This is a genomic window from Roseateles sp. P5_E4 (genome assembly GCF_054049255.1).
This window is the reverse complement of sequence record NZ_JBFUMS010000007.1, coordinates 168,322-192,059: the sequence shown is the minus strand read 5'-3', so window position 1 is coordinate 192,059 and position 23,738 is coordinate 168,322. Positions and strand designations below refer to the sequence as shown.

Annotated in this window: 31 protein-coding genes; 15 read left to right on the top strand and 16 right to left on the bottom strand. The window is 68.8% G+C overall.

Features of this window, described 5'->3' with window-relative positions:
- Nucleotides 1-89 precede the first annotated feature (89 nt).
- From ACXJLH_RS15525 to ACXJLH_RS15505, 5 genes are read left to right on the top strand one after another with little or no spacing between them, the layout of a single operon-like run.
- Complete coding sequence (locus ACXJLH_RS15525; RefSeq protein ID WP_457353452.1) at nt 90-1,130, top strand: ABC transporter substrate-binding protein; 1,041 nt, start codon at nt 90-92, stop codon at nt 1,128-1,130.
- Entirely contained in the window at nt 1,127-1,699 is a 573-nt protein-coding gene (locus tag ACXJLH_RS15520) for an SCO family protein (protein ID WP_457353450.1), read from the top strand. The genes ACXJLH_RS15525 and ACXJLH_RS15520 overlap by 4 nt, the downstream gene beginning before the upstream one ends.
- Nucleotides 1,696-2,130 (top strand): cupredoxin domain-containing protein, encoded by a 435-nt coding sequence (locus ACXJLH_RS15515; RefSeq protein WP_457445053.1) that lies wholly within the window; start codon nt 1,696-1,698, stop codon nt 2,128-2,130. The genes ACXJLH_RS15520 and ACXJLH_RS15515 overlap by 4 nt, the downstream gene beginning before the upstream one ends.
- Nucleotides 2,127-2,888 carry an ABC transporter permease gene (locus ACXJLH_RS15510; RefSeq protein ID WP_235531765.1) on the top strand — a complete coding sequence of 254 codons (762 nt, stop codon included), beginning with the start codon at nt 2,127-2,129 and terminating at the stop codon, nt 2,886-2,888. Before ACXJLH_RS15515 ends, ACXJLH_RS15510 begins: the two co-directional genes overlap by 4 nt.
- Complete coding sequence (locus ACXJLH_RS15505; RefSeq protein ID WP_057297562.1) at nt 2,878-3,654, top strand: ABC transporter ATP-binding protein; 777 nt, start codon at nt 2,878-2,880, stop codon at nt 3,652-3,654. The genes ACXJLH_RS15510 and ACXJLH_RS15505 overlap by 11 nt, the downstream gene beginning before the upstream one ends.
- Before the next feature lie 136 nt (nt 3,655-3,790).
- On the opposite strand, the gene ACXJLH_RS15500 is transcribed toward ACXJLH_RS15505, so the two are convergent.
- Together ACXJLH_RS15500 and ACXJLH_RS15495 are read right to left on the bottom strand one after the other, a co-directional pair.
- A complete protein-coding gene (locus ACXJLH_RS15500; RefSeq protein WP_457322380.1) occupies nt 3,791-4,246 on the bottom strand; it encodes an OsmC family protein in 456 nt (151 codons plus the stop codon).
- A 26-nt stretch (nt 4,247-4,272) separates the two neighbouring features.
- Nucleotides 4,273-4,935, bottom strand: a complete 663-nt coding sequence (locus ACXJLH_RS15495; RefSeq protein ID WP_457445051.1) for a hypothetical protein — start codon at nt 4,933-4,935, stop codon at nt 4,273-4,275.
- Between the two features lie 300 nt (nt 4,936-5,235).
- Here ACXJLH_RS15495 and ACXJLH_RS15490 point away from each other — a divergent pair, with 300 nt between their 5' ends.
- From ACXJLH_RS15490 to ACXJLH_RS15480, 3 genes are all read left to right on the top strand, one after another.
- Entirely contained in the window at nt 5,236-5,796 is a 561-nt protein-coding gene (locus ACXJLH_RS15490) for a DUF2242 domain-containing protein (protein WP_457322376.1), read from the top strand.
- A 95-nt stretch (nt 5,797-5,891) separates the two neighbouring features.
- Complete coding sequence (locus ACXJLH_RS15485; RefSeq protein WP_457445049.1) at nt 5,892-8,405, top strand: putative bifunctional diguanylate cyclase/phosphodiesterase; 2,514 nt, start codon at nt 5,892-5,894, stop codon at nt 8,403-8,405.
- Nucleotides 8,406-8,592: 187 nt separating this feature from the next.
- Nucleotides 8,593-8,787, top strand: a complete 195-nt coding sequence (locus ACXJLH_RS15480) for a PEP-CTERM sorting domain-containing protein (protein ID WP_457445047.1) — start codon at nt 8,593-8,595, stop codon at nt 8,785-8,787.
- Between the two features lie 35 nt (nt 8,788-8,822).
- On the opposite strand, the gene ACXJLH_RS15475 is transcribed toward ACXJLH_RS15480, so the two are convergent.
- From ACXJLH_RS15475 to ACXJLH_RS15440, 8 genes are all read right to left on the bottom strand, one after another.
- On the bottom strand, nt 8,823-9,467 hold the full coding sequence (locus tag ACXJLH_RS15475) for a glutathione S-transferase family protein (RefSeq protein ID WP_457445045.1): 645 nt from the start codon (nt 9,465-9,467) through the stop codon (nt 8,823-8,825).
- Between the two features lie 18 nt (nt 9,468-9,485).
- Nucleotides 9,486-10,745, bottom strand: coding sequence for an RNA polymerase sigma factor (locus tag ACXJLH_RS15470; RefSeq protein ID WP_457445043.1), 1,260 nt, complete (start codon nt 10,743-10,745; stop codon nt 9,486-9,488).
- Between the two features lie 4 nt (nt 10,746-10,749).
- Nucleotides 10,750-11,241, bottom strand: a complete 492-nt coding sequence (locus tag ACXJLH_RS15465) for a VOC family protein (RefSeq protein WP_457322368.1) — start codon at nt 11,239-11,241, stop codon at nt 10,750-10,752.
- 24 nt (nt 11,242-11,265) lie between these two features.
- Entirely contained in the window at nt 11,266-11,670 is a 405-nt protein-coding gene (locus tag ACXJLH_RS15460; RefSeq protein ID WP_457322366.1) for a VOC family protein, read from the bottom strand.
- 8 nt (nt 11,671-11,678) lie between these two features.
- Nucleotides 11,679-12,080 (bottom strand): VOC family protein, encoded by a 402-nt coding sequence (locus tag ACXJLH_RS15455; protein ID WP_457445041.1) that lies wholly within the window; start codon nt 12,078-12,080, stop codon nt 11,679-11,681.
- Nucleotides 12,081-12,091: 11 nt separating this feature from the next.
- Nucleotides 12,092-12,535: an SRPBCC domain-containing protein gene (locus ACXJLH_RS15450; protein WP_457445039.1), complete on the bottom strand. Its 444-nt coding sequence runs from the start codon at nt 12,533-12,535 to the stop codon at nt 12,092-12,094.
- A 70-nt stretch (nt 12,536-12,605) separates the two neighbouring features.
- Nucleotides 12,606-13,148 (bottom strand): SRPBCC family protein, encoded by a 543-nt coding sequence (locus tag ACXJLH_RS15445; protein WP_457353444.1) that lies wholly within the window; start codon nt 13,146-13,148, stop codon nt 12,606-12,608.
- 10 nt (nt 13,149-13,158) lie between these two features.
- Nucleotides 13,159-13,563, bottom strand: coding sequence for a YciI family protein (locus ACXJLH_RS15440; protein ID WP_057297547.1), 405 nt, complete (start codon nt 13,561-13,563; stop codon nt 13,159-13,161).
- A 174-nt stretch (nt 13,564-13,737) separates the two neighbouring features.
- On the opposite strand from ACXJLH_RS15440, the gene ACXJLH_RS15435 reads away from it, so the two are divergent.
- Complete coding sequence (locus ACXJLH_RS15435) at nt 13,738-14,436, top strand: PEP-CTERM sorting domain-containing protein (RefSeq protein ID WP_457445037.1); 699 nt, start codon at nt 13,738-13,740, stop codon at nt 14,434-14,436.
- A 9-nt stretch (nt 14,437-14,445) separates the two neighbouring features.
- Here the strand turns inward: ACXJLH_RS15435 and ACXJLH_RS15430 are convergent, their stop codons facing one another.
- The 3 genes from ACXJLH_RS15430 to ACXJLH_RS15420 form a co-directional block, all read right to left on the bottom strand.
- Nucleotides 14,446-14,793 carry a YciI family protein gene (locus ACXJLH_RS15430; RefSeq protein ID WP_457322187.1) on the bottom strand — a complete coding sequence of 116 codons (348 nt, stop codon included), beginning with the start codon at nt 14,791-14,793 and terminating at the stop codon, nt 14,446-14,448.
- Nucleotides 14,794-14,911: 118 nt separating this feature from the next.
- Nucleotides 14,912-16,402 carry a hypothetical protein gene (locus ACXJLH_RS15425; protein ID WP_457445035.1) on the bottom strand — a complete coding sequence of 497 codons (1,491 nt, stop codon included), beginning with the start codon at nt 16,400-16,402 and terminating at the stop codon, nt 14,912-14,914.
- A gap of 6 nt (nt 16,403-16,408) precedes the next feature.
- Nucleotides 16,409-17,653 carry an SPFH domain-containing protein gene (locus ACXJLH_RS15420; protein WP_056191154.1) on the bottom strand — a complete coding sequence of 415 codons (1,245 nt, stop codon included), beginning with the start codon at nt 17,651-17,653 and terminating at the stop codon, nt 16,409-16,411.
- 255 nt (nt 17,654-17,908) lie between these two features.
- Here ACXJLH_RS15420 and sodC point away from each other — a divergent pair, with 255 nt between their 5' ends.
- Complete coding sequence (sodC, locus tag ACXJLH_RS15415; RefSeq protein ID WP_056191152.1) at nt 17,909-18,430, top strand: superoxide dismutase family protein; 522 nt, start codon at nt 17,909-17,911, stop codon at nt 18,428-18,430.
- On the opposite strand, the gene ACXJLH_RS15410 is transcribed toward sodC, so the two are convergent.
- Together ACXJLH_RS15410 and ACXJLH_RS15405 are read right to left on the bottom strand one after the other, a co-directional pair.
- On the bottom strand, nt 18,427-18,807 hold the full coding sequence (locus tag ACXJLH_RS15410; protein WP_457353436.1) for a VOC family protein: 381 nt from the start codon (nt 18,805-18,807) through the stop codon (nt 18,427-18,429). The genes sodC and ACXJLH_RS15410 overlap by 4 nt on opposite strands.
- 91 nt (nt 18,808-18,898) lie before the next feature.
- Entirely contained in the window at nt 18,899-19,213 is a 315-nt protein-coding gene (locus ACXJLH_RS15405) for an NIPSNAP family protein (RefSeq protein ID WP_457445235.1), read from the bottom strand.
- A 98-nt stretch (nt 19,214-19,311) separates the two neighbouring features.
- On the opposite strand from ACXJLH_RS15405, the gene ACXJLH_RS15400 reads away from it, so the two are divergent.
- The 3 genes from ACXJLH_RS15400 to ACXJLH_RS15390 all read left to right on the top strand — a co-directional run bounded on the left by ACXJLH_RS15400 (nt 19,312) and on the right by ACXJLH_RS15390 (nt 22,540).
- Nucleotides 19,312-19,713 (top strand): DUF1801 domain-containing protein, encoded by a 402-nt coding sequence (locus tag ACXJLH_RS15400; protein ID WP_457445033.1) that lies wholly within the window; start codon nt 19,312-19,314, stop codon nt 19,711-19,713.
- A 65-nt stretch (nt 19,714-19,778) separates the two neighbouring features.
- Nucleotides 19,779-20,480, top strand: coding sequence for a response regulator transcription factor (locus ACXJLH_RS15395; protein WP_457445031.1), 702 nt, complete (start codon nt 19,779-19,781; stop codon nt 20,478-20,480).
- 32 nt (nt 20,481-20,512) lie between these two features.
- The gene (locus ACXJLH_RS15390) at nt 20,513-22,540 is read left to right on the top strand and encodes a sensor histidine kinase (protein ID WP_457445029.1); all 2,028 of its coding nucleotides are present in this window, start codon (nt 20,513-20,515) and stop codon (nt 22,538-22,540) included.
- Here ACXJLH_RS15390 and ACXJLH_RS15385 read toward each other — a convergent pair whose 3' ends face one another.
- On the bottom strand, nt 22,541-22,864 hold the full coding sequence (locus ACXJLH_RS15385) for a hypothetical protein (RefSeq protein WP_056191141.1): 324 nt from the start codon (nt 22,862-22,864) through the stop codon (nt 22,541-22,543).
- A gap of 95 nt (nt 22,865-22,959) precedes the next feature.
- Between ACXJLH_RS15385 and ACXJLH_RS15380 the strand changes: the two genes are divergently transcribed.
- The gene (locus ACXJLH_RS15380; protein WP_457445027.1) at nt 22,960-23,343 is read left to right on the top strand and encodes a cupin; all 384 of its coding nucleotides are present in this window, start codon (nt 22,960-22,962) and stop codon (nt 23,341-23,343) included.
- A gap of 12 nt (nt 23,344-23,355) precedes the next feature.
- Entirely contained in the window at nt 23,356-23,736 is a 381-nt protein-coding gene (locus ACXJLH_RS15375; protein WP_457445025.1) for a RidA family protein, read from the top strand.
- The last annotated feature ends 2 nt before the right edge of the window (nt 23,737-23,738 follow it).

Sequence of the window (23,738 nt, the reverse complement as noted above, 5' to 3'; positions counted from 1 at the left end):
GGTGCAGTTTCAAAGTAGGTACGTAGGCACAATTCGGTCAGCCCGCATGGACAGCCCCCTAGAAGTTGGCAAAGTCATGCGCCCTGGTCATGACTCACGAACTGCCTGAATCCCCACCCGCCGGCCTTGATCGCCGGCAATTGCTGCGCGGCGCGCTGGCGTCAGCGCTGCCGACGCTGGGCCTGCCCGCGGCGGCCGCTTCCGGCCCGCTGATCGTCGGCGGCCTGCCGGTCACCTGCAACTTGACGCTGCCGGTGGCCTGCTCGGCACGCCTGGCGTCCAACAAGGCCTCCGGCAGCTCGGCCTTCCAGTTCGAGTACAGCAAGTACAACGGCTGGCCCGAGATCAAGGAGTCGCTGATGACCGGCGGCATCCAGGCCGCCTACATGCTGGCGCCGCTGGTCATGGACCTGGCCGACAAGAAGATCCCCGTCAAGATCGTCTCGCTGGGCCACCGCTCGGGCGCCGTCATCATGGTGCGCACCGACTCGCCCTACAAGAAGTTCAAGGATCTGACGGGCAAGCGCATCGCCATCCCCAGCCGCTTCGCGGTGGACTTTCTGTTCCTGCGCAAGATGCTGGCCCAGGAGGGCATGACGCCCAAGGACATCCAGATCGTCGAGATGCCGCCGCCCGACATGCCGGCCGCCCTCTTTGCCAAGGCCGTGGACGCCTATTGCACCGGCGAGCCCTTCGGCGCCTCGGCCCAGCGCGCCGGCTATGCCAGGCCGCTGCGCATGACGCGCGACGAATGGCGCAACTACATCTGCTGTGTGCTGACGGTGCGCGAGGAGCTCATCAAGGAGAACCGGCCGCTGGTGCAGGACCTGGTGAACCACGTGCAGGGTGCCGGCAACTGGCTGGACCTGCAGGCCGCCAACCGCGAGAAGGCCATCCAGATCGCCGCCGGCCGCAAGTTCTTCAACCAGGACCCCAACATCCTGCGCTTCGTGATGGAGAACCCGACGGACCGCGTCACCTATGGCGACCTGCGCATGATCCGCGCCGAGTTCGACGACCTGATGCAGCTGTCCATCGAGGCCGGCACGCTCAAGGCCCCGGTGGCCTACGAGAAATACGTGGACGACAGCTTCGTCAAGGCGGCCAAGGCCGCGCCCATCCCGATATGAAACGCCGCGCCCTGTTGTGGGCCGCGCTGCCTTTGACGGCGCAGGCTGCGCCGACGCTGAAGGCCGGCGTCTTCGAGCCCGCCCAGGCAGCGCCCGAATTCGCTCTCCAGGGCAGCGACGGTGCCGCCCTCAATCTCGCCCGCTTCAAGGGCAGGCTGGTGCTGTTGGTGTTCGGCTTCACCCACTGCCCCGAGGTCTGCCCGACGACGCTGGCCACGCTCGCCCAGGCGCGCAAGCAGCTGGGCACCGACGCGGCGGACGTGCAGGTCGTCTACGTAACGGTGGACCCCGAGCGCGATGACATCCCGCGCATCCGCCAATACCTGACCGCGTTTGACCCGACCTTCATCGGCGGCACCGAGGCACCGGACAAGCTGGCCGCGATGCGCAAGCGCTATGGCGTCGTCGCCGAGAAGATCGCGCCCAAGCAAGGCAACGCCTACGGCATGAACCACTCCACGTCGGTCTGGCTGATCGACCGCACCGGCAAGCTGCGGGCCATGATGCCTTATGGCCATGAGGCCAAGGACTTCGTGCACGACCTCAAGCTGCTCTTGGCTTCGAAGTGAGAAAGCGTTGGGTCTGGCTCCTGCCGGTCACGTTGCCGCTGGCCCTGGTGGCCTGGGCGGCGCTGGCGCCCATCGAGCTGCCCACGCGCGACGAACTGTTCGAGATCCCGCAAGGCACCTATGCCCGCCGCATGGCCGGCGACAAGGTCGAGATCCTGCCGGACCGCATCGATCTGACGCTGGGCCTGAACGACGTGCTGCTGCTGCGCAACCGCGACGAGGTGCCGCAGCAGTTCGGCCCCGTGCTAATCATGCCGGGGCAGAGTTTTCGCCTGCCCTTCGAGGTCGCCTCGAGCTACAGCTTTGCCTGCAGCGCACATGCCAGCGGCCAGATGGCCGTCGTCGTCGCGCCAACGCCAGCGCGCGGCTGGCCAGCATTGCAATGGCGCTGGCAACGCTTCATGAAGAACCACTGGAAGGAGGGGCGGTGAACCTGCGCCTGAATCGAATCCTGCCGCCGCTGGCGGTCATTGCCCTGGTGATCGCGGCCTGGTGGGGCATCGTCGTCTACACCGAGAGCCCCATCTTCCCGACACCCTGGGCCGTCGTCACCGGCACGCTGGAGCTGGCCCAGGACGGCACGCTGTGGGAGCACATCACCGCGTCGCTGATGCGCGTGGGCATCGGCTTCGGCCTGGCCATGCTGATCGGCATCCCGCTGGGCCTGTGGATGGGCTGGGTGGCCGGCGCCTACCGCACCTTCAACCCGATCTTCCAGATGCTGCGGCCGATCTCGCCGATCGCCTGGATCCCGCTGGCCATCCTGTGGTTCGGCGTCGGCGACACCTCGCCCATCTTCCTGATCTTCATCTCCTCCGTGTTCCCGCTGATCGTTCAGACGACCTCGGGCGTGCACACCATCGATCGGCGCTACCTGCGCGCGGCCACCAACTTCGGCGTGTCGCGCGCGGTGATGTTCCGCCGCGTCGTCATCCCGGCCGTGCTGCCGGAAATCATCATCGGCATGCGCATCGGCATCGGCGTGGCGTGGCTGGTCGTCGTGGCGGCCGAGATGATCGCGCTGCGCTCGGGCCTGGGCTATCTCATCATGGATTCGCGCAATGCCGGCAACCGCTATGACCTCGTCATCGCCAGCATGATCCTCATCGGCGTCATCGGCCTGCTGCTGGACGGCGTGACCCGCCTGCTCGAAAAACTCAAGACCGTGCGGTGGCGCTATGTCCGATAACAAGACTCCCAAGATCGCTGTCAATGGTCTGACGAAGAGCTTCAAGTCCGCCAAGGGCGGCCAGCTGCCCGTCATCCAGGGTGTGGATTTCGACGTCGCCGAAGGCGAGTTCGTCGCCATCGTCGGCCCTTCCGGCTGCGGCAAGTCGACGTTGATGAACATCCTCGCGGGCTTCGAAAAGACCGACGGCGGCTCGCTGCTGATCGACGGCCAGCCCCATCCCGGCCCCAGCCCACAGGGCATCGTCATCTCGCAATACGGCTCGGTCTTCCCCTGGCTGACCGTGCAGCAGAACCTGATGTTCGGCCTGACCGGCCAGGAGCATGGCGTCGATGCCGAGCGCGTCAAGCTGGCCGATCACTACGCCGCCATGGTGGGGCTCAAGGGCTTCGAAGGTGCCTACCCGCACGAGCTGTCGGGCGGCATGCTCAAGCGCGTGGAGCTGGCGCGGGCCTTCATCGTCAAGCCCGAGATCCTGTACCTGGACGAGCCCTTCTCGGCGCTGGACGCGCTGATGAACCTGCGCATGCGCAACGAGCTGCTGCGCATCCTGGCCGAAGAAAAGCACACGGTGCTGCTCATCACCCACGACGTCGACGAGGCCCTCTACATGGCCGACCGCATCCTCGTGCTGTCGCCCCGGCCCACGCGCATCCAGGCCCGCTTCGAGCTGGACATGCCGCACCCGAGGCGGTTGATCAGCCCGGAAATGGATGCGCTGCGCGAGGCGATCCTGAAGGAACTCGGCCTGGAAATGCCCGCTTAGAAAAATGAAGCCCCTCGGCCAAGGAGTACCTTGGCCGGTCCCCCGAGGGGACGGCGATGCTCGCGGTATCGAACCGCAAGCACATCGCCAGCGCGGACCGGCTAGGGAGCGGCCCGGCGCTCGACCCGCAAAGAATTCACACGGCCGCGGCGGGCTTCAGAACCGCACCAGTGCTGTCCAGCACGCGCAGCGTCACGGGAATGGCCGGCGCCACGCTCTGCGTGACGGTGCAGAAGTCCTCGAAGGTGTCCAGCACACGCTGAATGTGGCCGAGCTGGTCGGCTGGCTTGCCCAGGTGCAGGTCCACCGCCAGGCCCTGCACGCGGTTGCGCCCGCGCTCGTTCCTGCCGACGGTCGCCTTGACCTCGGTGCGCAGCGGCGAGGGGTCGTCCTTGTACTTCTGGCAGGCAAACCACAGCGACGCGGAGAGGCAATTGCCGATGGCCGAGGCCAGCAGTTCGACCGGATCGGGCCCCAGCCCGGTGCCGAAGGGCACGGGCTCGTCCGATAGCAGCACCGGCAGCTCCGGTGCGTAATGGTGTTCGAACTGGTAGCCCTGACGCTGGATCAGGGTCACGCTGGGGTTGTCCATAAAGCCTCCTGGGTTGGAAGCGATTCTCAGCGCAGGTCGTCGGTCTCGAAGTAGATCTCGGTCAGCCCCTTGGCCTTGAAGGCACGTTGGACAGTGGCGCCAGGCCTGGCGACGCCCTGCAGCGGCACATCGACCTCGCCGCGGACCTGGGGTGCCTTCAGGCGCACGATGTGGTCGAAGTCCGGGCGGCGGTCGATGGTCTTGACCGCGAACCACTCGCTGCCCTTGCCGATCAGCCGATAGCGCCCGGTCGATGCCTCGCGTTGAGCGGGGCTCAGCCGCCGAAACAGCATCACCTCATCGACGACGACGCGCTGCTCGGCCGACTGTGGCTTGCCGCCACGCTCGAAGTGGCCCGCGAAGAAGCGCGCCTTGAATTCGCGCAGCGGCTTGGCGTGGCCTGGTGTGAAGCGCAGCAGGTCAAAGGCCTCGGGGTCGAAGGTCCACAAGCTGGGCTGGCGGGCCAAGGTCTCGCGCAGTGCCTTGTCGGCCGCCGCATCGGCGAGGTGAAAGCGCAGCAGCACCTGGCTGTCATGCGGCGTGTGGAACATCGGCAGGTGCGAGGCATACAGGCCCTCGCGGCCGCCGAACACGGCCATGCCATGGCCGCCGAACGCGGACTCAGCAGTCTCTTCGGCCCAGGCCAGAGCCGGCAGCAGTGCGGCGAATGCAAAGGTACGGCGCTTCATGCGGCGCATCTTCGCCCTCAATGGCCGCATATGAAGCAAAACCCGATCAACGGTCGATGCCGGTCCGGATGGGCATCGCAGAGTTCAGCGTTGTGAGCCCGCGCTTACATTGCCGCCTGCCTGCACCGTCCGTGGCAGCCTTGCCGCTTCGCGTTCCGTCTGCCCGGCTGATGGGCACGCTGAATGCCGCACCTTCCCCTGAATGTCCCTGTCATCGGATCCCGGCCCGGCGGCGTTGCGCGCGGGCCCCGGCGCCCGCCCGGCAACAAAGCGCCCTTTCGCGGACGGAATAATCGACCCATGCATCGCCTCTGCTCCCTGACCTTGTCCGCCTTCCTGCTCCTCACGCTGCTGGCTGGCTGCGGCGGCCTGCCCTCCAGGTCGACGAAAGCCGAGAAATCGGTCTACCAGGGTGAGAGCTTTGCTGCCGAGGAGACTTTCTCGCGGCTGTTCGACGCCAATGTCGACGACACCTGCGAGGCCGCCCGGCGCGCCCTGCTCAGCCAGGGCTATGTGATCAGCAAGGCGGAAAGCGGCGTCGTGCGCGGTGCCAAGCACTTCCAGCCCGCGGGCGAGGTGCATGTGGAGATCGCATTCAACGTTGTCTGCGTCGGCGATGGCCCCAAGCAGCAGATCGCGACGGCCTATGTCAGCGCCCAGCAGGACCGCTACGCGCTGAAGAAAAGCAACCAGGCCGCCAGCCTCGGCGTCAGCGCGCTGGGCTCGATCTCGGTGCCGCTGTCATCGAGCGATGACTCCCTCGTCAAGGTGGCCTCCGAGACCATTCCCGCGGGCGAGTTCTACGACCGCTTCTTCACGCTGATGCAGCGCATGGTGCGCGAGAACACGGCACAGCGCTGACCCTGGGCCCGTGAAGCTTGCGCCGCGCTGATTGCGGACGAATCGGCATTGCGTCACACCCACGCCGGCCAGGGCCCGCCTAGGATCGGCTCGCCATGGCCGAGCCACTGCCCCCTTTTGCACTGCCTGCCCGGTGGCCGCTGGCGGGGTTCAAGCGGCTGATCCACGCCGCCTGGGAGGTGCCGGGCGATCCGGCAGAGGCGGCCAAGCTGCGGGACGACCAGTGGCGCGCCGTCGTCGGCCAGTTGCCTGCCTCGGTCGTGGCCACGGCCATCGCCATCGCGCTGCTGCTGGTGGCACTGAAAGGGCGCATTGACCTGCTACCCGTCGCGCCCACGCTGATGGCACTGGTGGCGCTCAACGGCTTCAACTTCGCGCTGTGGCGGCATGAACGCCACCGCCGCCCACCCGACGCGCCGCCGCGCGGCATCCGTGCCGGGCTGCTGCTGGCGCTGGACCTTTTTGCCGGCGGCGTGCTGGACGCGGTGCTGCTGCTGCAGGTTGCCCAGCAGGCCGAGCCCGGCCTGCACGCGCCGCTGGTGGCCACCGCGGCCGGCGCCATTGCCGCCGCAGCCTGGATGTTCGCGCTGCTGCCCGCCGTGGCCATCGGCTGGGTGCTGGGCGCCTGCGGCACGCTGGCCGTGGGCATCGCGCTGCTGCCGCTTCCCTGGATGGACGGGCTGCTGCCGTTGCTGCCGTTGTACGCCATCGCGCTGTGCATGGCGGCACTGCTGAATGCCCGCCTCTTCCTGCTGGGCCGCCACGCCCAGCACGAGGCCGCACGGGACCGGCTCACGGTGTCGCTGCTGCTGCGCGACTTCGAACATCACGCCAGCGACTGGCTGTGGGAATTGGGCCGCGACGGCCGGCTGCGCCATGTCTCGCAGCGCATGGCCGAAAGCCTGGGCCAGCGGGCGCAGGACCTGATCGGCGAGCCGCTGCTGGCCGTACTGGCCCACCAGCTGCCCGCCAACAACGCCGACGCCCAGCAGCGCCTGGACCGACTGGGCGACGCGCTGCTGGCGACCGAACCGCTGAGCGATCACGCCCTGCATCTGCGGGTTGGCGGCGAGGATGTCTGGTGGACGCTCAGCGGGCGGCGCCTGGAAGGCGACGGCGGCTGGCGCGGCGTGGGCAGCGATATCAGCGAGGTGCGCGAGCGCGAACGCGAGCTGCTGCGCCTGACCGACCAGGACACCGTCACCGGCCTGGCCAACCGCCATCAGTTCCACCGCCGCCTGGCCCTTTATCTCGGCGGCGGCGGGCCCATCTCGCCGTGCACCGTGCTGCTGCTGGACCTGGACTGCTTCAAGCAGGTCAACGACAGCCTGGGCCATGCCGCCGGCGACCACCTGCTGGCCGCCGTGGGCGAGCGGCTGCACGACAGCCTGGCAGCGCGGCGCGGCAACGGCGACCTGGTCGCGCGGCTGGGCGCCGACGAATTCGCCGTGCTGCTGCGCGGCGAGCTCAGCCCCGAAGCCATGCAGCGCCTGGGCAAGCAATTGCGCTCGGCCCTGCGCGTGCCGGTTTCCATCGACGGCAACGAGATCGACGTGCGCGTCAGCATCGGCGCGGCCTGCGCGCCACGCCATGCCCAGGCGGCCGACCCGCTGCTGCGCGCTGCCGACCTGGCCTTGTTCGCCGCCAAGGCCGCCGGGCGCGACCGCCTCGTGCTCTACGAGCCGGCCCTGCAGCAGGCCGCCCAGGACCGCCTCGCCCTGCTGGCCGACCTGCGGCTGGCGCTGGACGCGGATCAACTGGAGATGCACTACCAGCCACAGATCGAGCTGGCCACGGGCAAGCTGCGGGGCTTCGAGGCGCTGATGCGCTGGCGCCATCCCGTGCGCGGCCTGGTGCCACCGGCCGTGTTTATCCCGTTGGCCGAAGACAGCGGCCTCATCATCACCATCGGCGCCTGGGCTCTGCTCATCGCCTGCCGCGACGCAGCGCGCTGGCCGGGCGAGCTGCGCGTCGCCGTCAACGTGTCGGCCCTGCAGTTCGAGCGCAGCCCCATCGAGCTGCATGTGCTGGAGGCGCTGGAGCGCACCGGCCTGCCTGCCGACCGCCTGGAGATCGAACTGACCGAATCGGCCCTGCTGAAGGACAGCCAACACGCCATCGACCTGCTGACGCGGCTGCGCGCCCTGGGTGTGCGCACTGCGCTGGACGACTTCGGCACCGGCTTCTCGTCGCTGGCCTATCTGCGCCGCCTGCCGCTGGACCAGCTCAAGATCGACCGCGCCTTCATCGCCGATCTCGACCACCCGCGGGCCGGCCCGACGGCACGCGCCATCGTCGCGGCCATCCACGACCTTGCCGAGGCCCTGGGCCTGCACACGGTGGCCGAGGGCATCGAGACCGCCGAGCAGCACCAGGTGCTGACCGAGCTGGGCTGTAGTCTGGGCCAGGGCTTTTTGTTCGCCCAAGCCCTGCCGCGCGACGCCACCCAGGCCTTCGTCGAGCTGGCCCACCGCCAGGGCCTGGGCGCTGCGCGCGAGGCCCACCTGGACTCCGTCAATCCGCCGCTGACGGCCTGGCCTTCGACACGGCTGCAGTTGCGCAGCCTGCTGCAGCTGCCTGACACGCGCTTCAGCGGCGGCGACTTCTGAGCGACCGAGCCGGCAGGCCTGGCGGCTCTCGTGGGTGTGCACAGTCGCGCGGCCGTCATCAGCCGAAGGCGAACCTCCCCCGGATCTGCGGGGTCTGCCACCCGTTTGCAGGACAAGTCCGGTTGAAACCTGCCGAGGCGCCGCCCAAGCTCTTCACACCGGAGGGATTCCGGGCAAGGAGACAACGATGAGCACCCTGTCCACCCTGATGAGCCGCGCGGCCGTGGCCGGCATGGCTTTGCTGCCCGCCCTGGCTCAGGCCCAGGCCAATTGCGGCCAGCCGGGCACGCCGCCCTGCCCGACGCCGGAGCCCGGCAGCTGGCCCCTGGTGGCCTTGGCCCTGGGGGTGCTGGCCGTCGTCAAGTACATCCGGCGGAAATAGCCTCCCCCGCCGGCTCGCCAGAAACCGGCCCAGGCCTAGGCCGGGCGCGTGTTGACGGCCAGTTGTGCCGCGAAGGCGCGCTGGTAGGCGGGCCGCGCCTCGCCGCGGGCGACGTAGGCAGCCAGGCTGGGGAACTCATCGAGCAGGCCGGACGGCCGGGCCCGCAGCAGCACCGACACCATCAGCAGGTCGCCGGCGCTGAAGTCACCGTCCAGCCATTGGGCATCACCCAGGCGGGCTGCCAGCTGGGTCAGCCGCGCACGCACCCGGTTCTCGACGAGAGGCTGGCGCTCGTCCTTCCAGGGCTTGTCGCCTTCGGCGAACTTGACGATGACGAGCTCCAGGATGGGCGGCTCGACCGAGTTGAGCGCGGCGAACATCCACGTGATGGCACGCGCCCTGGCGTTGGCGTCGGCGGGGAACAGGCCCGGCCCGCGCTCGGCGATGTGCAGCACGATGGATCCGGTCTCGAACAGCGTCAGATCGCCTTCCTCGTAGGTGGGGATCTGGCCGAAGGGATGCAGCGCCAGGTGCGCGGCCTGCTTCATTGCCGGCATGGGCACCAGGCGAACGTCGTAGGGGAGGCCGACTTCCTCGAGGGCCCAGCGCACGCGCGTGTCGCGCGCCAGCCCCATGCCGCGGTCGGGCGAGCGATCAAAGGCGGTGATGGTGATGGTCATGATGGAAATTCTTCCTGTTCAGTTGGCCAGTCGCCTGGCCCGTTCCGTGAGCAGCTCGCGCTGCACCTCGTTGTCTGTCAGCTCCGCGGCCCGCAAATAGGCCTCGCGCGCTTCGCCGATACGGCCCAGGCGCTCCAGCACGTCGGCCTGCGCGCCGGCCAGGAAGGGGTAGCGCTTGAGCTGCGGCTCGGCGGCCAGCCGCTCGAGCAGCGGCCAGGCGGCGGCCGGCCCATCAGCGAAGCTGACGGCCACGGCGCGGTTCAGCGCGATCACCGGCGAAGGGTTGAGGGCGAGCAGGCGGTCGTAGCCGCCGACGATGGCGTGCCAGTCGGTGTCCTCGGCGCGCGCCGCACGGGCATGGCAGGCGGCGATCGTCGCCTGCAGCGTGTAGGGCCCCGGCTCGCCCAGGCTCAGCGCGCGCTCCAGCGCCGCCAGGCCGCGGCGGATCAGCAGCGGGTCCCAACGGCGGCGGTCCTGGTCGGGCAGCAGCACCGGGCGGCCCTGGGCATCCATGCGCGCGGGCAGGCGCGAGGCCTGTATCTCGAGCAGCGCGGCCAGGCCATGCACCTCGGCGTCCTGGGGCAGCAGGTGCTGCAGCTGGCGCACCAGGCGCAGGGCTTCGTCGCACAGGGCCGGGCGCAGCAGGCTGGCGCCGCTGCCGGCGCTGTGGCCCTCGTTGAAGATCAGGTAGACGACCGCCAGCACGGCGCCCAGGCGCTGCTCGCGCTCGTCGGCGCTCGGCAGCTCGTAGGCCTGGCCGTTGAGGGCCTTCTTGGCGCGCACGATGCGCTGCGCCACGGTGGCCTCGGGCTGCAGGAAGGCGCGTGCGATCTCGGGCGTCTCCAGGCCGCCGAGCAGGCGCAACGTCAGCGCGACCTGGGCCTCGCGCGGCAACACCGGGTGGCAGGCGATGAAGATCAGGCGCAGCTGCTCGTCGCCGATCTCGGCCTGGTCACGGGCGGCGTCGAGGTGGTCGACGAAGTCGGGCACGACGTGGGTGCCGGCGGCCTCATCGTCGGCCGCGAGGTGCTCATGCTCGCGCTCCAGCATCGCGCGGCGGCGCAGCCGGTCCAGGGCCTTGTTGCGGGTGGCGGTCATCAGCCAGGCGGCAGGGTTGTTGGGCTGGCCGTCGCGCGGCCAGTTCTCCATGGCAGCGATGAGGGCGTCCTGGGCACAGTCCTCGGCCTCGTCGAGGTCGCGCAGCATCTTGGCCGCCGCGCCCACGAGGCGGCTGCGCTCGATGCGCCAGACGCCGGCGGCAAGTTCAGCATGGCTCACGGCTTCAGGTGCCGTCGTAGGCGCGCTTGAGGGCCGCGAGATCGATCTTCTGCATGCGCCAGATGGCCTGGAAGACGCGCTGCACGCGGGCCGGGTCGGGGTCCCGGATCATGTCGAACCAGGCTGCGGGCAGGATCTGCCAGGACAGGCCCCAGGCATCCTTCAGCCAGCTGCATTCCGACGTCTTGCCACCGCCCGCGGGCAACTGCTCCCAGAGCTTGTCGATCTCGGCCTGGTCTTCGCAAGCGACGGTCAACGAGAAAGCCTCGTCGAGCTTGAAGTGGGTACCGCCATTGAAGGCCGTCATGTGCACGCCGAACAGCTCGAAGTTGAGCAGCATGACGCTGCCGGCCTCGCCGGGCGAGTCCTGGCCCCAGCGCTGGGTGTGGATGATGCGGCCCTTGTCGGCGCCGAACACCTTCAGGTAGTGCGCCACCGCGTCTTCGGCACCGCGCTGGTACCAGATGAAGGGTGCGAGTTTTTGCTGGATCTGCATGGTCGTCTCCTTGACGTTGCGGGGTCAGGCTTGCGGCGGCATGCCGCTCATGTGGACGAGTTCCCAGTGGTGCCCGTCCAGGTCCTCGAAGCCATGGCCGTACATGAAGCCATGGTCCTGCGGCTCGCTCGGGATGTTGCCGCCGGCAGCCTTCGCCTTCGCGACCAAGGCGTCGACCTCCTCGCGGCTTTCGCAGCTCAGGCACACCCAGCCCGTGGTTGCGGTCTTGGCGTCCGGGAACGCCTTGGGGGTGAAGGTCCTGGCGAAGTCCTCGGCCAGCAGCATGGCGTAGAGGTTCTCGCCCAGCTCCATGCCGGCGCCCTTGTCGTTGGTGAATTGCGGATTGAACTTGTAGCCCACAGCCTCGAAGAAGGCCTTGCTCTTGGCCAGGTCCTTGACGGGCATGTTGACGTAGATCTGCTTGTGCATGGTGATGCTCACTCGGGTTTGACGAGGGGTTGGACGAGGTGGATGAGGTTGCCGCAGCCGTCCTCGAACATGACCGCCTTGATCGGCCCCATGTTCTCGGGCTCGCCGCGCACGACGACGCCGCGCTCGCGCAGCTTGCGGGCTTCGGCCTCGACGTCCTCGGTGACAAAGGCGGTGGCCGGGATGTTGGCCTCGAACAAGGCCTTCTGGTAGACCTTGGCCGGCGCAAAACCGATGGGCTCCAGCGCCAGCTCGACGCCGGCAATGCCGTCGGGCGACACGACGGTCAGCCAGCGGTAGGTCGGGCCCATCGGGATGTCGGCCATCTTGGTGAAGCCGAGCTTGCCCGTGTAGAAGGCCAGGGCCTTGTCCTGGTCATCGACCATGACGCTCGCAATCTTGATCTGCATGGTGGTTCCTTTCAGTGAACGGATTCGGACAGGTCCTTGAGGCGCACCAGCGCCTTGGGCCAGGTGTCGTTCAGGAAATCGGTGAAGCCGTCGTCCCAGCTCTGCAGGTGCACGACGAGGCAGGTGCCGCCTTCGGGCGTGGCGCTGAAGACATAGCGCTCGTGGGCCGGTTCGGCATGCAGGCGGCTGTCGGCCACGGGCCGGCCGTCCTTGATCTCGCCCACCAGCCGCAGTGACAGTCGTTCGTACGGCAAGTTCTCGTCGACGACAGCCTCCATGCCAAAGCCGCGCGGGTCCAGGAAGCGCAGCCGGCGGCCGGCCGCCCAACTGCCTTCGAAATAGGAGCCCTCGGCGAAGGCGCGGGTCCAGTCGCGGTAGGCGGTGAGGTCGAACATGCAGTCCCAGACCCGTGCGACCGGGGCGGCAATGTCGATGCTGAAGTCGAGGTCGGTCATCGGGCACCCTTCGCGCTGCGCGCTGTCCCGCCAAGCGGGAGTTGAGCGCCTTCGGACGGCCGGGCGGCGCTCATGACGTCTGGGCCTCCGAGAGCTGCCGCAGGTTCTGCAGGCCGGCCTCGAAGTCGCGGCCCACCATCTTGTCCATGTCGATGAAGACGCCCATCAGTTTGCTGATGAAGTTGGCCGGGCCGTGCATGGCCCAGCGCACCTCGGTGGCGCCGTCGGGCGTGGGCTGCAGCACGAACTCGGCCTGGTTGTGGGCCTCGAAGGGCTTCACGAAATCCAGCTTCATCTGCACGGCGCGGCCGGGCTGCTGGCTGACGATCTCCAGGCTGCCGCTGCCAACTTCCTTGCTGTCCCAGTCGTAGCGGGAGCCGATGCCGCTCGAGGCGCCGCTGTAGGCGCTCTTGATCAGCGGGTCCTTGCGCTCATAGGGGTTCCAGCGGTTGAAGGCGCGCAACTCGCTGACCAGGGGCCAGACCTTGTCGGCCGGTGCGGCGATGCGCACGTGGCGCTCGACCCGGAAAACGTCGGGCCGGGTGGCGGCATAGGCCAGCAGCAGCACGAGGGCGACACCCAGGCAGATGAAGATGATGGTGAGGTTGCTCATGGTGCGCTCCTCATTCGGCACGGATGGCCATGTCGCCGCCGGGGGCGAAATCGGCGTCTTCATAGAGCCGCCGCACCTCGATCTCGCAGTCCTCGCTCAGGAAGGGCTGCGGGAAGCGGCTGGCCCAGGCGCGGGCTTCTTCGACGGAGCGCACCTGGATCAGCGTGTAGCCGGCGATCAGCTCCTTGGTCTCGGCGAAGGGGCCGTCGATGATGGTGCGGCTGCCGTCCTTGCCATAGTGCTGGCGCCAGCCGTCGCGGCTGGGCCGCAGGCCGGCACCGTCGAGCAGCACGCCGGCGCGCGCCATCTCCTCGTGGAAGGCGCCCATCTCCTCGAACAGCTTGGCGTATTCGGGGCCGGGCGGGTCGCCGCGCTCGCTGGTGGCTCGGGCGCGGACTTGGATCATGAATCGCATGGCGGGTCTCCTGGTGACGAGGCGGCGGCTTTCGCGGCCTTCACTTGCACGACGATGCAGGTCTGCCCGAATCGACATGCTCAGGGAAATTACCTAGTCCGCCAGCACCTTGGAGACGGAGCGGAGACGGTGGCCCGGCACATTGGTGGTGTCTCCACGATCCAGGCCCCTGCGATGAACCCCTTCTCCCTGCGCTGCACCCGTCTTCCTCGCGCCGTGGCTCTCGCCACACTGGCAGTGGCGCCGCTGCTGGCCTCGGCCCAGGTGTTCGACGCCGCGGCCGACTTCTCCAGCGCGGCCAACCCCACGGGGCCGTGGGCCTATGGCTCGACGGCGACGCTGGGCGGCAGTTTCGAGGCCTATGGCACGCCCGGCACGGTGTTCTACGGCGCCAGCAGCTGGAATGCCGGCGGGCTCACCTTTCCCGGCATGTACCCGCTGGTGTTCCACAACGGCACCGCCGCCGCAATCGACTACAGCAGCGGCGCTGTCCTGCCCGGAGAGCTGGGCCTGCACCCGGGCAACGACGGCCGGCTCAGCATCGTGCGATGGACGGCACCGCAGGCGGGCAGCTTCCGCGTCGAGGCCACCTTCACGCGCGACGACGTCGGCTTGACCGACGTCCACGTGTTGAGGAACCAGCTGGCGCTGCACGCCGTCGCGCTCGACGCGTTCCACCCCGGGTCGTCGTTCTCGCAGACCCTCGTGCTCGCCGCCGGCGACCACCTGGACTTCGCCGTCGGCTTCGGCGCCGACGGGGTCTTCAATGGCGACACGGTGGACTTGAGCCTGCGCATCGCCGCCGTGCCCGAGCCGGGAACCTGGGCCTTGATGCTCGGTGGCCTGGCGGTGCTGGCACGGCGGCGGCGCTGAACGGGAGGCCTACATGTAGCAAGGCCCGACGCCGCGGATCTCCACGGTGGCCCACTCCGCGGCCGGGCAGCGCTCGGCCCAGGCCATGGCAACGGCGGGGTCTTCGGTGTCGAGCAGGAAATAGCCGCCCACCATCTCCTTGGCCTCGGCAAATGGGCCGTCCCAGACCTGGGCGTCACCGCTGCGCTTGGCATAGCGCTTGGCCGCCGTGCCCAGGGAGTTGGTGCCCAGCAGCAGGCCGGTCTCCTTGAGTTCGGCGGTGAAGTCCAGCATGCGCTGGTAGACAGCCTCGCCGGCAACGCGGCCGCGTTCGGCGCGCTGGCCCGTGGGTTCGACGATGAGCAGCATCTGGGGCATGGTCGGGTTCCGCAGTCCGTGGCAACAGGCCGGCATTCTGGCGCCTGTCGAATCTCATTCCTGGCAGTTGGGTTGAACGGCGTCATGAGCCACAGCCGAAGCGCCAGCGAGGTTTCGCTCAACGCCGCATCGGCGAGCTGCCCCGCCAGGCGGGGTCGGCCCAGCGCTGGAAGGCGCCCATCAATGCCGGCTCGCTGGACTGGCGTTCGGTCGCCAGGTTGCTGAGCGACACGACCTCGAAGCTGCGGCGGTACTTGCCCTCGGCGCGGAACTCGCGGGCCAGCAGCATCTGCGCGCCACCCGGCACCCAGCCGGCGAACTCGGCCACGCCCAGGCCCGGCTGGGCCGGCGCCGGCGGCATGACCTCGATGCGCCAGCCGCCGTTCCTGCCCGGCTCCTTCAGGAACACCCACAGCTCGCGCCAGCCATCCAGCGGCTGGGCGGCCAGGGCCAGAGCACGGCCCTCGCGGTTCAGCGAGGCCGAGGCCAGCGCGATCTGGCCATAGCTGCAGCGGCGCGCAGCCAGCTTGCCGCCCTCCTTCAACTCCACGCAGCGCTCTCCGTCCGCACCTGGCTGCAGCGCGAGCTGCACGGCGCCGAAGTCACGTGCCGTGGCGGCCGTGCCCAGCCAGCGCGCCGCGTTCACGCGCATCGCGGCGTCGGCATAGGCGGCCTGGTCGTCCTCGGTCAGCTCGGTCGGCGTGATGCCGGCAAACTCGGCCAGAGCCGGCACGGCTTCGCCACCGGCGCCACGGCGGGCCTGGGCAAAGGCCAGGCTGGCGGCGACTGAAGCGCGGCGCATCAGCAGACGGTTCTTCCAGTAGGCGGGCAGGCTGGCCGCATCGACCTGGGCCAGCACCTGCTGGCGCCATTGGTCACGCGCCTCGGCCTCGCGCGGCGTGGCACGTGGGTTCAGGCAGTCGGGCCGCGTGAGGGCGAGCACCGCATGCACGCGCTGCTCGGGCGTGGCGGCCGTGACGAGCAGGCGGCGGAAGGCCTCGCCGTCGTAGCAGACCTGCACGCGACCCTCTTCCACGTCGAAGGACTCAAACTTCAGGCCATAGCGCGCTGCCACCTCCATCTGCGCGGCCAACTGGCCCTCGGTCGGCTTGGCGGCCGGCTGTGAGGCACGGTCGGCAATGCGCTCGGCGAACATGCCCATGGCCTCCAGCGCCTCGGCGCCGCCGGGGCCGGCGAACTCGGCCGGCGTGGCCAGCTGCACATAGGCCGCGGCCAGGCCCAGCCCCAGGCCCTCGGTGCCCCATTGCTGGCGAGCCAGGCGCAGTTGCGACAGCAGCTCGGCGCTGGCGCCCTCGCCACGCGGCACCACAAGGATCTGGCCCTTGCGCAGCCAGCCCCCGCGCTCGCGGCGGTAGTCCCAGACCTGCCAGTGATCGCCGCGCTCGGCGCGGATCTCCAGCGCCTCGCCGCGCGCCATCTGGGTCTGCAGCGAGGCGGTGTCACGCGGCGCACCGCGCAGCGGCGCGTCCTGCACCACCAGGCCGGCGCGCGGGAACGCGGGCAGCTCGGCGGAAGGCGCGGCTTCAGCTTTGGTCATGACGACGGCGGCGACGGCGGAGGCGACGACGATCAGCGCAATGCGACGCATGATGGCTTACTCCTTCTCCGTGGTGGCTTCAGCAGCCCTCGGCTGAGCCGAGGTGCCACCCAGCAGCGCGCTGCCGATGAAGCCGCCCGAACCAGGCGGGGCAATGATGACCTGCACCTTGTCCGACAGCTTGTCGACCATGGCCTTCTGCACCAGCAGCGGGTGCTTGGTCAGCAGCGCGCCCTCGGCCGCCATCTGGCTGGCATTGGCCTTGCCCACCTGGCCCAGGCGGTAGGCCTCGGCATCGGCCAGCTTCTGGCGCGCAGAGGCCTCGGCGTCGACCTCGATGCGACGCGCCTTGGCCTGGCCTTCGGCCTGCTGGATGCGCGCGGCGCTGTCGGCTTGCGCCTCGAGAGCGCGCTGCTCGATCTGCTTTTGCTTGAAGGGCAGCACATGCTTCATGGCCTCTTCCTGGGCCTTGGCAGCAATGATCTGCTCGCGCCCGGCAGCCTCGGCGGCGGTCTCGCGGCGCACCTTGTCGGCGGCGGCGGTCAGCTCGGTCTCCTTGACCTTCTTGTCGGCGATCTCCAGCGTGTAGCGCATGCGCTCGCTGGCCAGGCTGTCGGCCAACAGGCTGTCCATGCCGCGGCGATAGTCGGGCGGCAGGTCCACCGAGCCGATCTGCACGCCCTTGAGCACGATGCCGTCGGCGGCCAGCTTGGCGCGCAACTCGGCTTCCAGCGCCGCGGCGATCTCGGCGCGCTGGCTGGAGAAGATCTCACGCACGGTGCGCTTGGCGATCTGCTTGTAGACGACGGCCTGCACGGCCGGCGCGATGACGTCGGCCTCGATGTTGTCGGGCAGTTTGCGCGACAGCTCGGCCAGGCGTTTCTCATCCACGGCCCAGCGCACATTCATGTCCAGGCCCAGGGACAGGCCTTCCACCGACTGCAGCGGCGCCGAGCCCTGGGCCTTGGCGATGGCTTCAGGGTGGTAGCTCTGATCGCGCAGCGGGAACAGGCGCACCTCGTGCAGGCCGGGGATGCGGATGAAGCTGCCTTCGCGGAACTCACTGGTGCCGCCGCTGAACTGGTTGGTGCGCAGCGCGGCCTGGCCGTGGGGCACGGCCTGCAGGGGCGGGTGGGTGACGACGGCATAGCCGACGCCGGTCACGGCCGTCAGGATCAGCAGCGGAGGCAGGGCGCGGCGCAGCGAACGGGCGGCCGTGGGGGCAGCTTCAAGGCCGCGGCTGGCTCCGCGGCTGAAGGCGTGGCGGATGGAAGCGGCGAGGGTCTTGAGGCGTTGCAGCATGATGATGGGCTCCTTGGGCGATGTGCATCGGTGTTCGATGCATGGCGGCCATGGTTCCCAGTCATGCGGGAAGGGACGAGAGCGACGCGCGGTGAGTGTCTTCCGACGTCATGGAAGGAATCTTCCGGACATGTCAGCATCCACCTTCGTGGGCCATCCCCTCAACGCAGACGACATGTACCGTCAAGCCGGTACATGTCACATTCGAACGCCGTGAGCCAGTGCCTACGCTTGGCAACCTACCAAGGAGACCTCATGAAAAGCCTGTTCATCGCCGGCGCCTGCCTGCTTGCCAGCTCGCTGGCCGTGGCCGCCGAAGCCACCGTGACCCTCAACCTGGCCGAAAAGCAGGGCGATGGCGCCGCGCTCGGCACCGTCCGCATTGTCGAGACACCTTATGGCCTGGCCTTCTATCCTCAGCTGAAGGGCCTGCCGCCCGGCCTGCATGGCTTCCATGTCCACGAGAAGCCCTCCTGCGCGCCCGCCGAGAGCAACGGCGCCGTCGTGCCGGCCGGTGCCGCCGGCGGCCACCTCGACCCGCAGGGCACGAAGAAGCATGGCGAGCCCTGGGGCGATGGCCACCTGGGCGACCTGCCGCCGCTCTACGCGGCCGCCGACGGCACGGCCACTTCGCCCGTTCTGGGCCCGCGTCTCAAGCTGGCCGACGTGAAGAACCACGCACTGATGGTGCACGCCGGCGGCGACAACCATTCGGACCACCCCATGCCGCTGGGTGGCGGCGGCGCACGTGTGGCCTGCGGGGTGATTGGCGGCTAAGCCAGATCCTCGTGGATGCAGAGGTAGTTGCCCTCCGTGTCCTTGAACCAGGCCGCCTTCTCTGACCCCAGCACGCAGACGTGGTCGACGGTCTTGAAGTCCGGGAAGTCGTAGTCCTCGAAGACGACGCCCGCCCGCTTGAGCTCGGCGATGCTGGCAGCGATATCGTCCACCTTGAAGCTGATGGCCGTGTGGTCGGCTTTGGTGCCGCCCGGCTTGGGGAAGAGAGCCAGCGTGCTGCCGGCCACGCTGTAGACGAATTTGCCATCCGGCTTCAGGCCGCCGGGCACCAGCCCCAGGCAGCCTTCATAGAAAGCCCGCGCCCGGGCCATGTCGGCCACGGGCAGCATCGTCGTGACGGGAGCGCTGTTCAGCATATGCAGTCCTTTCGCTCGTGCCGGTTTGGCCGGGCATCGAGCATAGGACGGTCGCTCAGCCGGCGCCACCGCCGATCAGTGATCGGGAAGCCTAGGCATCGCTCGCCAGCACGGGCCTGAAGAAGCTGCGCTCGTAGCTCAGGAAGCACTGCGTTTCCTTCGCATATGCAAAGGCAGCCTGGCATTCCGGGTCTTGAAGCGAGCGGTTGCGGTAGTCCTCGTAGGCCGCCAGAGACGGAAAAGAGAACAAGGCCAGCGCGATGTTGTTGGCGCCCTCCGACGGCAGGAAGTAGCCATGGTGCGTGCCGCCGAACTTCGCGACCAATGGCAGCCAGAGCTTGCCGTAGTGCTCGAATTCCTTGGTCTTGTTGGGATCGATGACGTAGCGCAGATAGCAGGTGATCATGTAGGCGAGCCGCAGTTCAGTGAACTGCAGATTCTGCGGCGCATTCGCCGGTCGAAGCGACATGCAGCGGGCGCCGGCCTTTTCGCCAGAATCCCGCCATGCCCAAGCTGACCACCGCCGACACCACCGCCGCCGTGGACCGGTTCATGGCGACGCTCGACCACCCCTTCAAGCCAGAGATCGAGGCACTGCGCCGGGCCATCCTCGCCGTGGACCCGTCCATCGCCGAAGGCATCAAATGGAATGCGCCGAGCTGGCGCACGAGCGACTACTTCGCCACCACCCATCTGCGCAGCAAGACCGGCCTGGGCCTGATCCTGCACCTGGGCGCCAAGGCCCGCGAGTTGCCCGAAGGCGGCCTGCAGATCACGGATCCCGCCGGCCTGCTGAAGTGGCTGGGCAAGGACCGCGCACAAGTCGAATTCACCTCTGCAGTCGACTTCACGGCCAAGCTGCCTGCGCTGCAGGCAGTGCTGAAGGGCTGGCTCCGCCACGTCTAAGCCATGGCGGCCAAGCGGAAGAATCCTTCCGCGACCGGCTGTGCAGGCCTCCACATAATCACCGCATGCCCCGCATCGCCGTCATCGAAGACGACCCCACCACCAGCGAACAGCTGGCCGGCTGGATTCGCACCGCCCGCCCCGAGCTGACCGTCGACCAATGGTTCGACCGCGACGCCGCTGAGGCCGCCCTGCTGCGCGAGCGTTATGACCTCGTCGTGCTCGACATCGAGCTGGGCCGCGAGCGCAATGCCGGCGTGGCGCTGATCAACGAGATCAACAAGCAGGGCCTGGGCACGCCGGTGCTGGTGGTGTCGGCCATGCCGGCGGCCATCTACCGCAGCATCATGAAGGCGCTGGACGCCTGGGACTATCTGCAGAAGACGACCTTCGACGAAGCCGAGTTCATCGAGACCTTCCTCGACATCCTGCGCACGGCTCGGCTGAAGGAACCCGTCAAGGCCATCGCCAAGGCCGAGGACAGCAGCCTGCAGCTCGACCCGCTGAAGCAGCGCACCCCCATGTGGCGCGGCCAGCGCATCAACCTGCCGCTGACGGCCCAGCGCATCCTCGCGACCCTGCACGCGCGCGCCGGCGAGGTGGTCAGCTACGAGGAGCTGTTCGACGTCGTCAAGAGCGGCCGCAACCGCGACAACGTGCGCAAGCATGTGGCGACCATCCGCGATGCGTTCAGGGATGTGGACCCGACGTTTGACGGCATCGAGAACATCCCGATGCGCGGCTTCCGCTGGACGCCCGGCGGATGAAGCTCGGCCGGGTGGATTTTCCACTGCCAGACATGCCGCGTCTGGGCGTCGCGGCCTTCCGCAACCGCATCGTCTTCCACCTCGTCTTCATCGCCCTGGCCCTGGCCACGCTGGCCCTGGCCCTGGCCCTGTTGAACGAGGAGCGCCAGCGCAACGCGCAGCGCTACGAGCAGACCTTTGCCAAGTCCCTGGCCGAGATCGTGGCGCAGCTGCGCCACCCGTCGGGCCAGCTGGCGCTGATGAACCCCGAGCCGGCCCAGGTCGAGGCCGGCTGGGTCGCGCCGCTGCTGCTGCCTTTCGCGGCCATCGACTTTGACGACGCAACCAAGGCCCAGCGAGCCGTTGAGATGGCCGGCTGCGCACTGCAATACCCGGGCGGCGCCAGCCTGTGCACGGCAGTGGGCAGCAATGCCTATGCGGGCGGCTTCATCTATCTCGTGGCGGCACTGGATGCGCCGCCGCTGGTCTCCCGTGAGCGCGGCACGCTGGACCTGGCCGACGTGCACCGCGTGCGCATCAGCCTGAAGCGCGACGGCGCCGAGCAGTACTGGCTGGCTCCCGTCGAGATGCTGGACGCCCAGCGCGGCCAGCTGCCCGGCTTCACGGTCAACGAGGCCGGCAACACCGCGACGCTGCCGCACAAGGCCCGGCCGCAACGCGACTTCCGTGGCTGGGTCTGGCGTGAAGGCCCCTGCCTGAGCACGGCCGAGCCCTGCCCGCGCCGCACGACGGTCTCGATCCGCCTGCCGGTCGAGGCCTTTCGCGAGGCGCTGTTCCGCCCCGGCGGGCCGCAATGGCCGCCCGCGGACCTGTCCCGCACCGGCCTGCGCCTGGCCCTGCTCGGCCCTGGCGGCACCGTGCTGTTCGACAGCAGCAGTGCCGCGGCTCAAGCGCCGCTGTCGCTGGCGCGGCTGTCCGGCACGCTGGCGCCCGGCGAGACGCTGAGGATCACCCGCGGCAGCAACGTCGTCGCGCTGCTGCAGGGCGCCGACGAAACCGGCACACCGCCGTCGCCCTGGCTGACGGCCCTGATCCAGCACCTGCCCGCGCCGGCCACGCCGCGCAGGCTGCAGGCCCGGGACAGCGTGACGACGCCGGCGGGCCGCTTCGACATCACGCTGAGCGGTGACCTGCAAGGACTGGACCGGTCTTTGAGCGCCAGCGCTGCCCGCCTGGCCTGGCCCGTGGGCGCGATGCTGGGATCAATAGCGCTGGCCTGGCTCATCATCGAGATGGGCCTGATCCGCCGCGTCGCGATGCTGACGAAACGCGCCGCCGCGCTGTCGCACCAGCTGCAGTCGCCCGAGCGCTTCGAGCTCGGCACCCTGGACGTGGCCGACCTGCGCGGCAGCGATGAGCTGGGTATCCTGGCCGGCAGCTTGTCGGACCTGCTGCAGCACGCCCGCGACAGCCTGCGCCGCGAGCAGCTGCGTGCCGAGCGCGAGCACGACCAATGGCATGCCGTGGGCCACGAGATCATGTCGCCGCTGCAGTCGCTGATGCTGCTGCACGGATCGGAAGCCGATCCGAGCCGGCGCTATGTGCAGCGCATGCAGCAGGCCGTCAAGGTGCTCTACGGCCAGGCCTCACCGAGCGAGGCCCTCGCCGCCGCGACGCTGGCCGTGGGCCGGCTGGACCTGGACGCCTTCCTGCGCCAGGTGGCCGGGAACGCGGCCTATGCGGGCATCGCCAATGTGGCCTATGCGCCGGGCGATCCCGTCTGGGTGCAGGCCGACGAATACCCGCTGGAAGACGCCATCACCCATGTGCTGACGAATGCTGACCGCTACCGCGTGCCCGGCACACCCGTCACGCTGGCGCTGCGCATCGAAGGCGAGCTGTCCATCATCGACATCCACAACCAGGGCCCGCAGATCGCCGACGACCAGCTCACGCGCATCTTCGACTACGGCGTCAGCGACGCCGAGCCGGAGAACGGGCAGCGTCGCGGCCAGGGGCTGTTCGTTGCCAAGACCTATCTGGCCAAGATGGGCGGCAGCATCGCGGCGCGCAATGTCGCCGACGGCGTCGTGTTCGAGATCGCGCTGCGGCGCAGCTGATCAGTCCTTGCGGATGCGGCCCAGCAACTCGCGCGCCGCCAGCTCGGAACTCAGCGACATCTCCAGCGGCGCCCGCACCAGGCCGGCATGGCCATACTGCAGGTTCTCGTAGACCTCGGCCGCAGCGGGGAAGTGATCCAGCAGGCCCGACAACATCTCGTGGCCCTGCTGCTCGCGCAGTTCGGCGCCGAGCTTCTGAACCAGCAGCTGGTATTGGTGAGGATCGGCCGCGTGGCCCTGGCCTTCAAGCGCCTGCAGCAACTGGGCCAGGCGCACGAGGGACAGCAGTTCGGCGGGGACAGCGAGCTTGATGACGGAAGGCATGCGTCCCACATGCCGCCACCCCCACACATTTCAAGCCGCCCGGTTGCGGCATGTTGCACACCCGACCCGCACAATCGGCGCCAGGAGGCCGCCCGATGAAGTTCCTGCCCGACGAAACCTATGCCCTGCTCGACGCTGCCGGCGGAATCCGCCAGGAGGTGGGCGGCCGCGAATTCTGGGCCCAGCCGCAGGAAGCCCTGGACGCACTGGGCAAGGACTGGCTGGTGTCGGAGTTCCTCTGTGACGCCGACTGGGGCAGCTGGGAGATGCACCCCAACGGCGAGGAGTTCGTCTATCTGCTGGACGGCGACATCGAATTCCTGATGGAGACCGCCGAAGGCGTTGCCACCGCCCAGCGCATCACCGACCGCGGCGCCGTTGTCGTGCCGCGCGGCGTCTGGCATACGGCCAAGGTGTACAGGCCCAGCCGCATGTTCTTCATCACGATGGGCGCCGGCACCCAGCACCAACCCGCGTGAAGAGGACCTCCCATGCCCCGCGACATCGTCTACACCCCCAAGGCCGCCAAGCCGCCGCCGACCTACAGCCAGGCCGTCAAGGCGGCGGGGCTGGTCTTCGTGTCCGGCACGGCGCCGACAGATCCCGAGACCGGCCAGTTCGTCGGCACGACGGTGCAGGAACAGACCCGCCAGTGCCTGACCAACATCGCCGCCATCCTCGACGCTGCAGGCAGCGCCATGGACAGAATAGTCAGCGTCACCATCGTGCTGGCGGACGAGGATGACTTCGCCGGCATGAATGAGGAATACCTGCGCTGGTTCCCGGTCAACCCGCCGGCCCGCCAGGGCGCCAAGCTGCCGGCGCGCGTCCCGGGGCTGAAGGTGTCCATCGCGGCAATTGCCGAGGCCTGAGA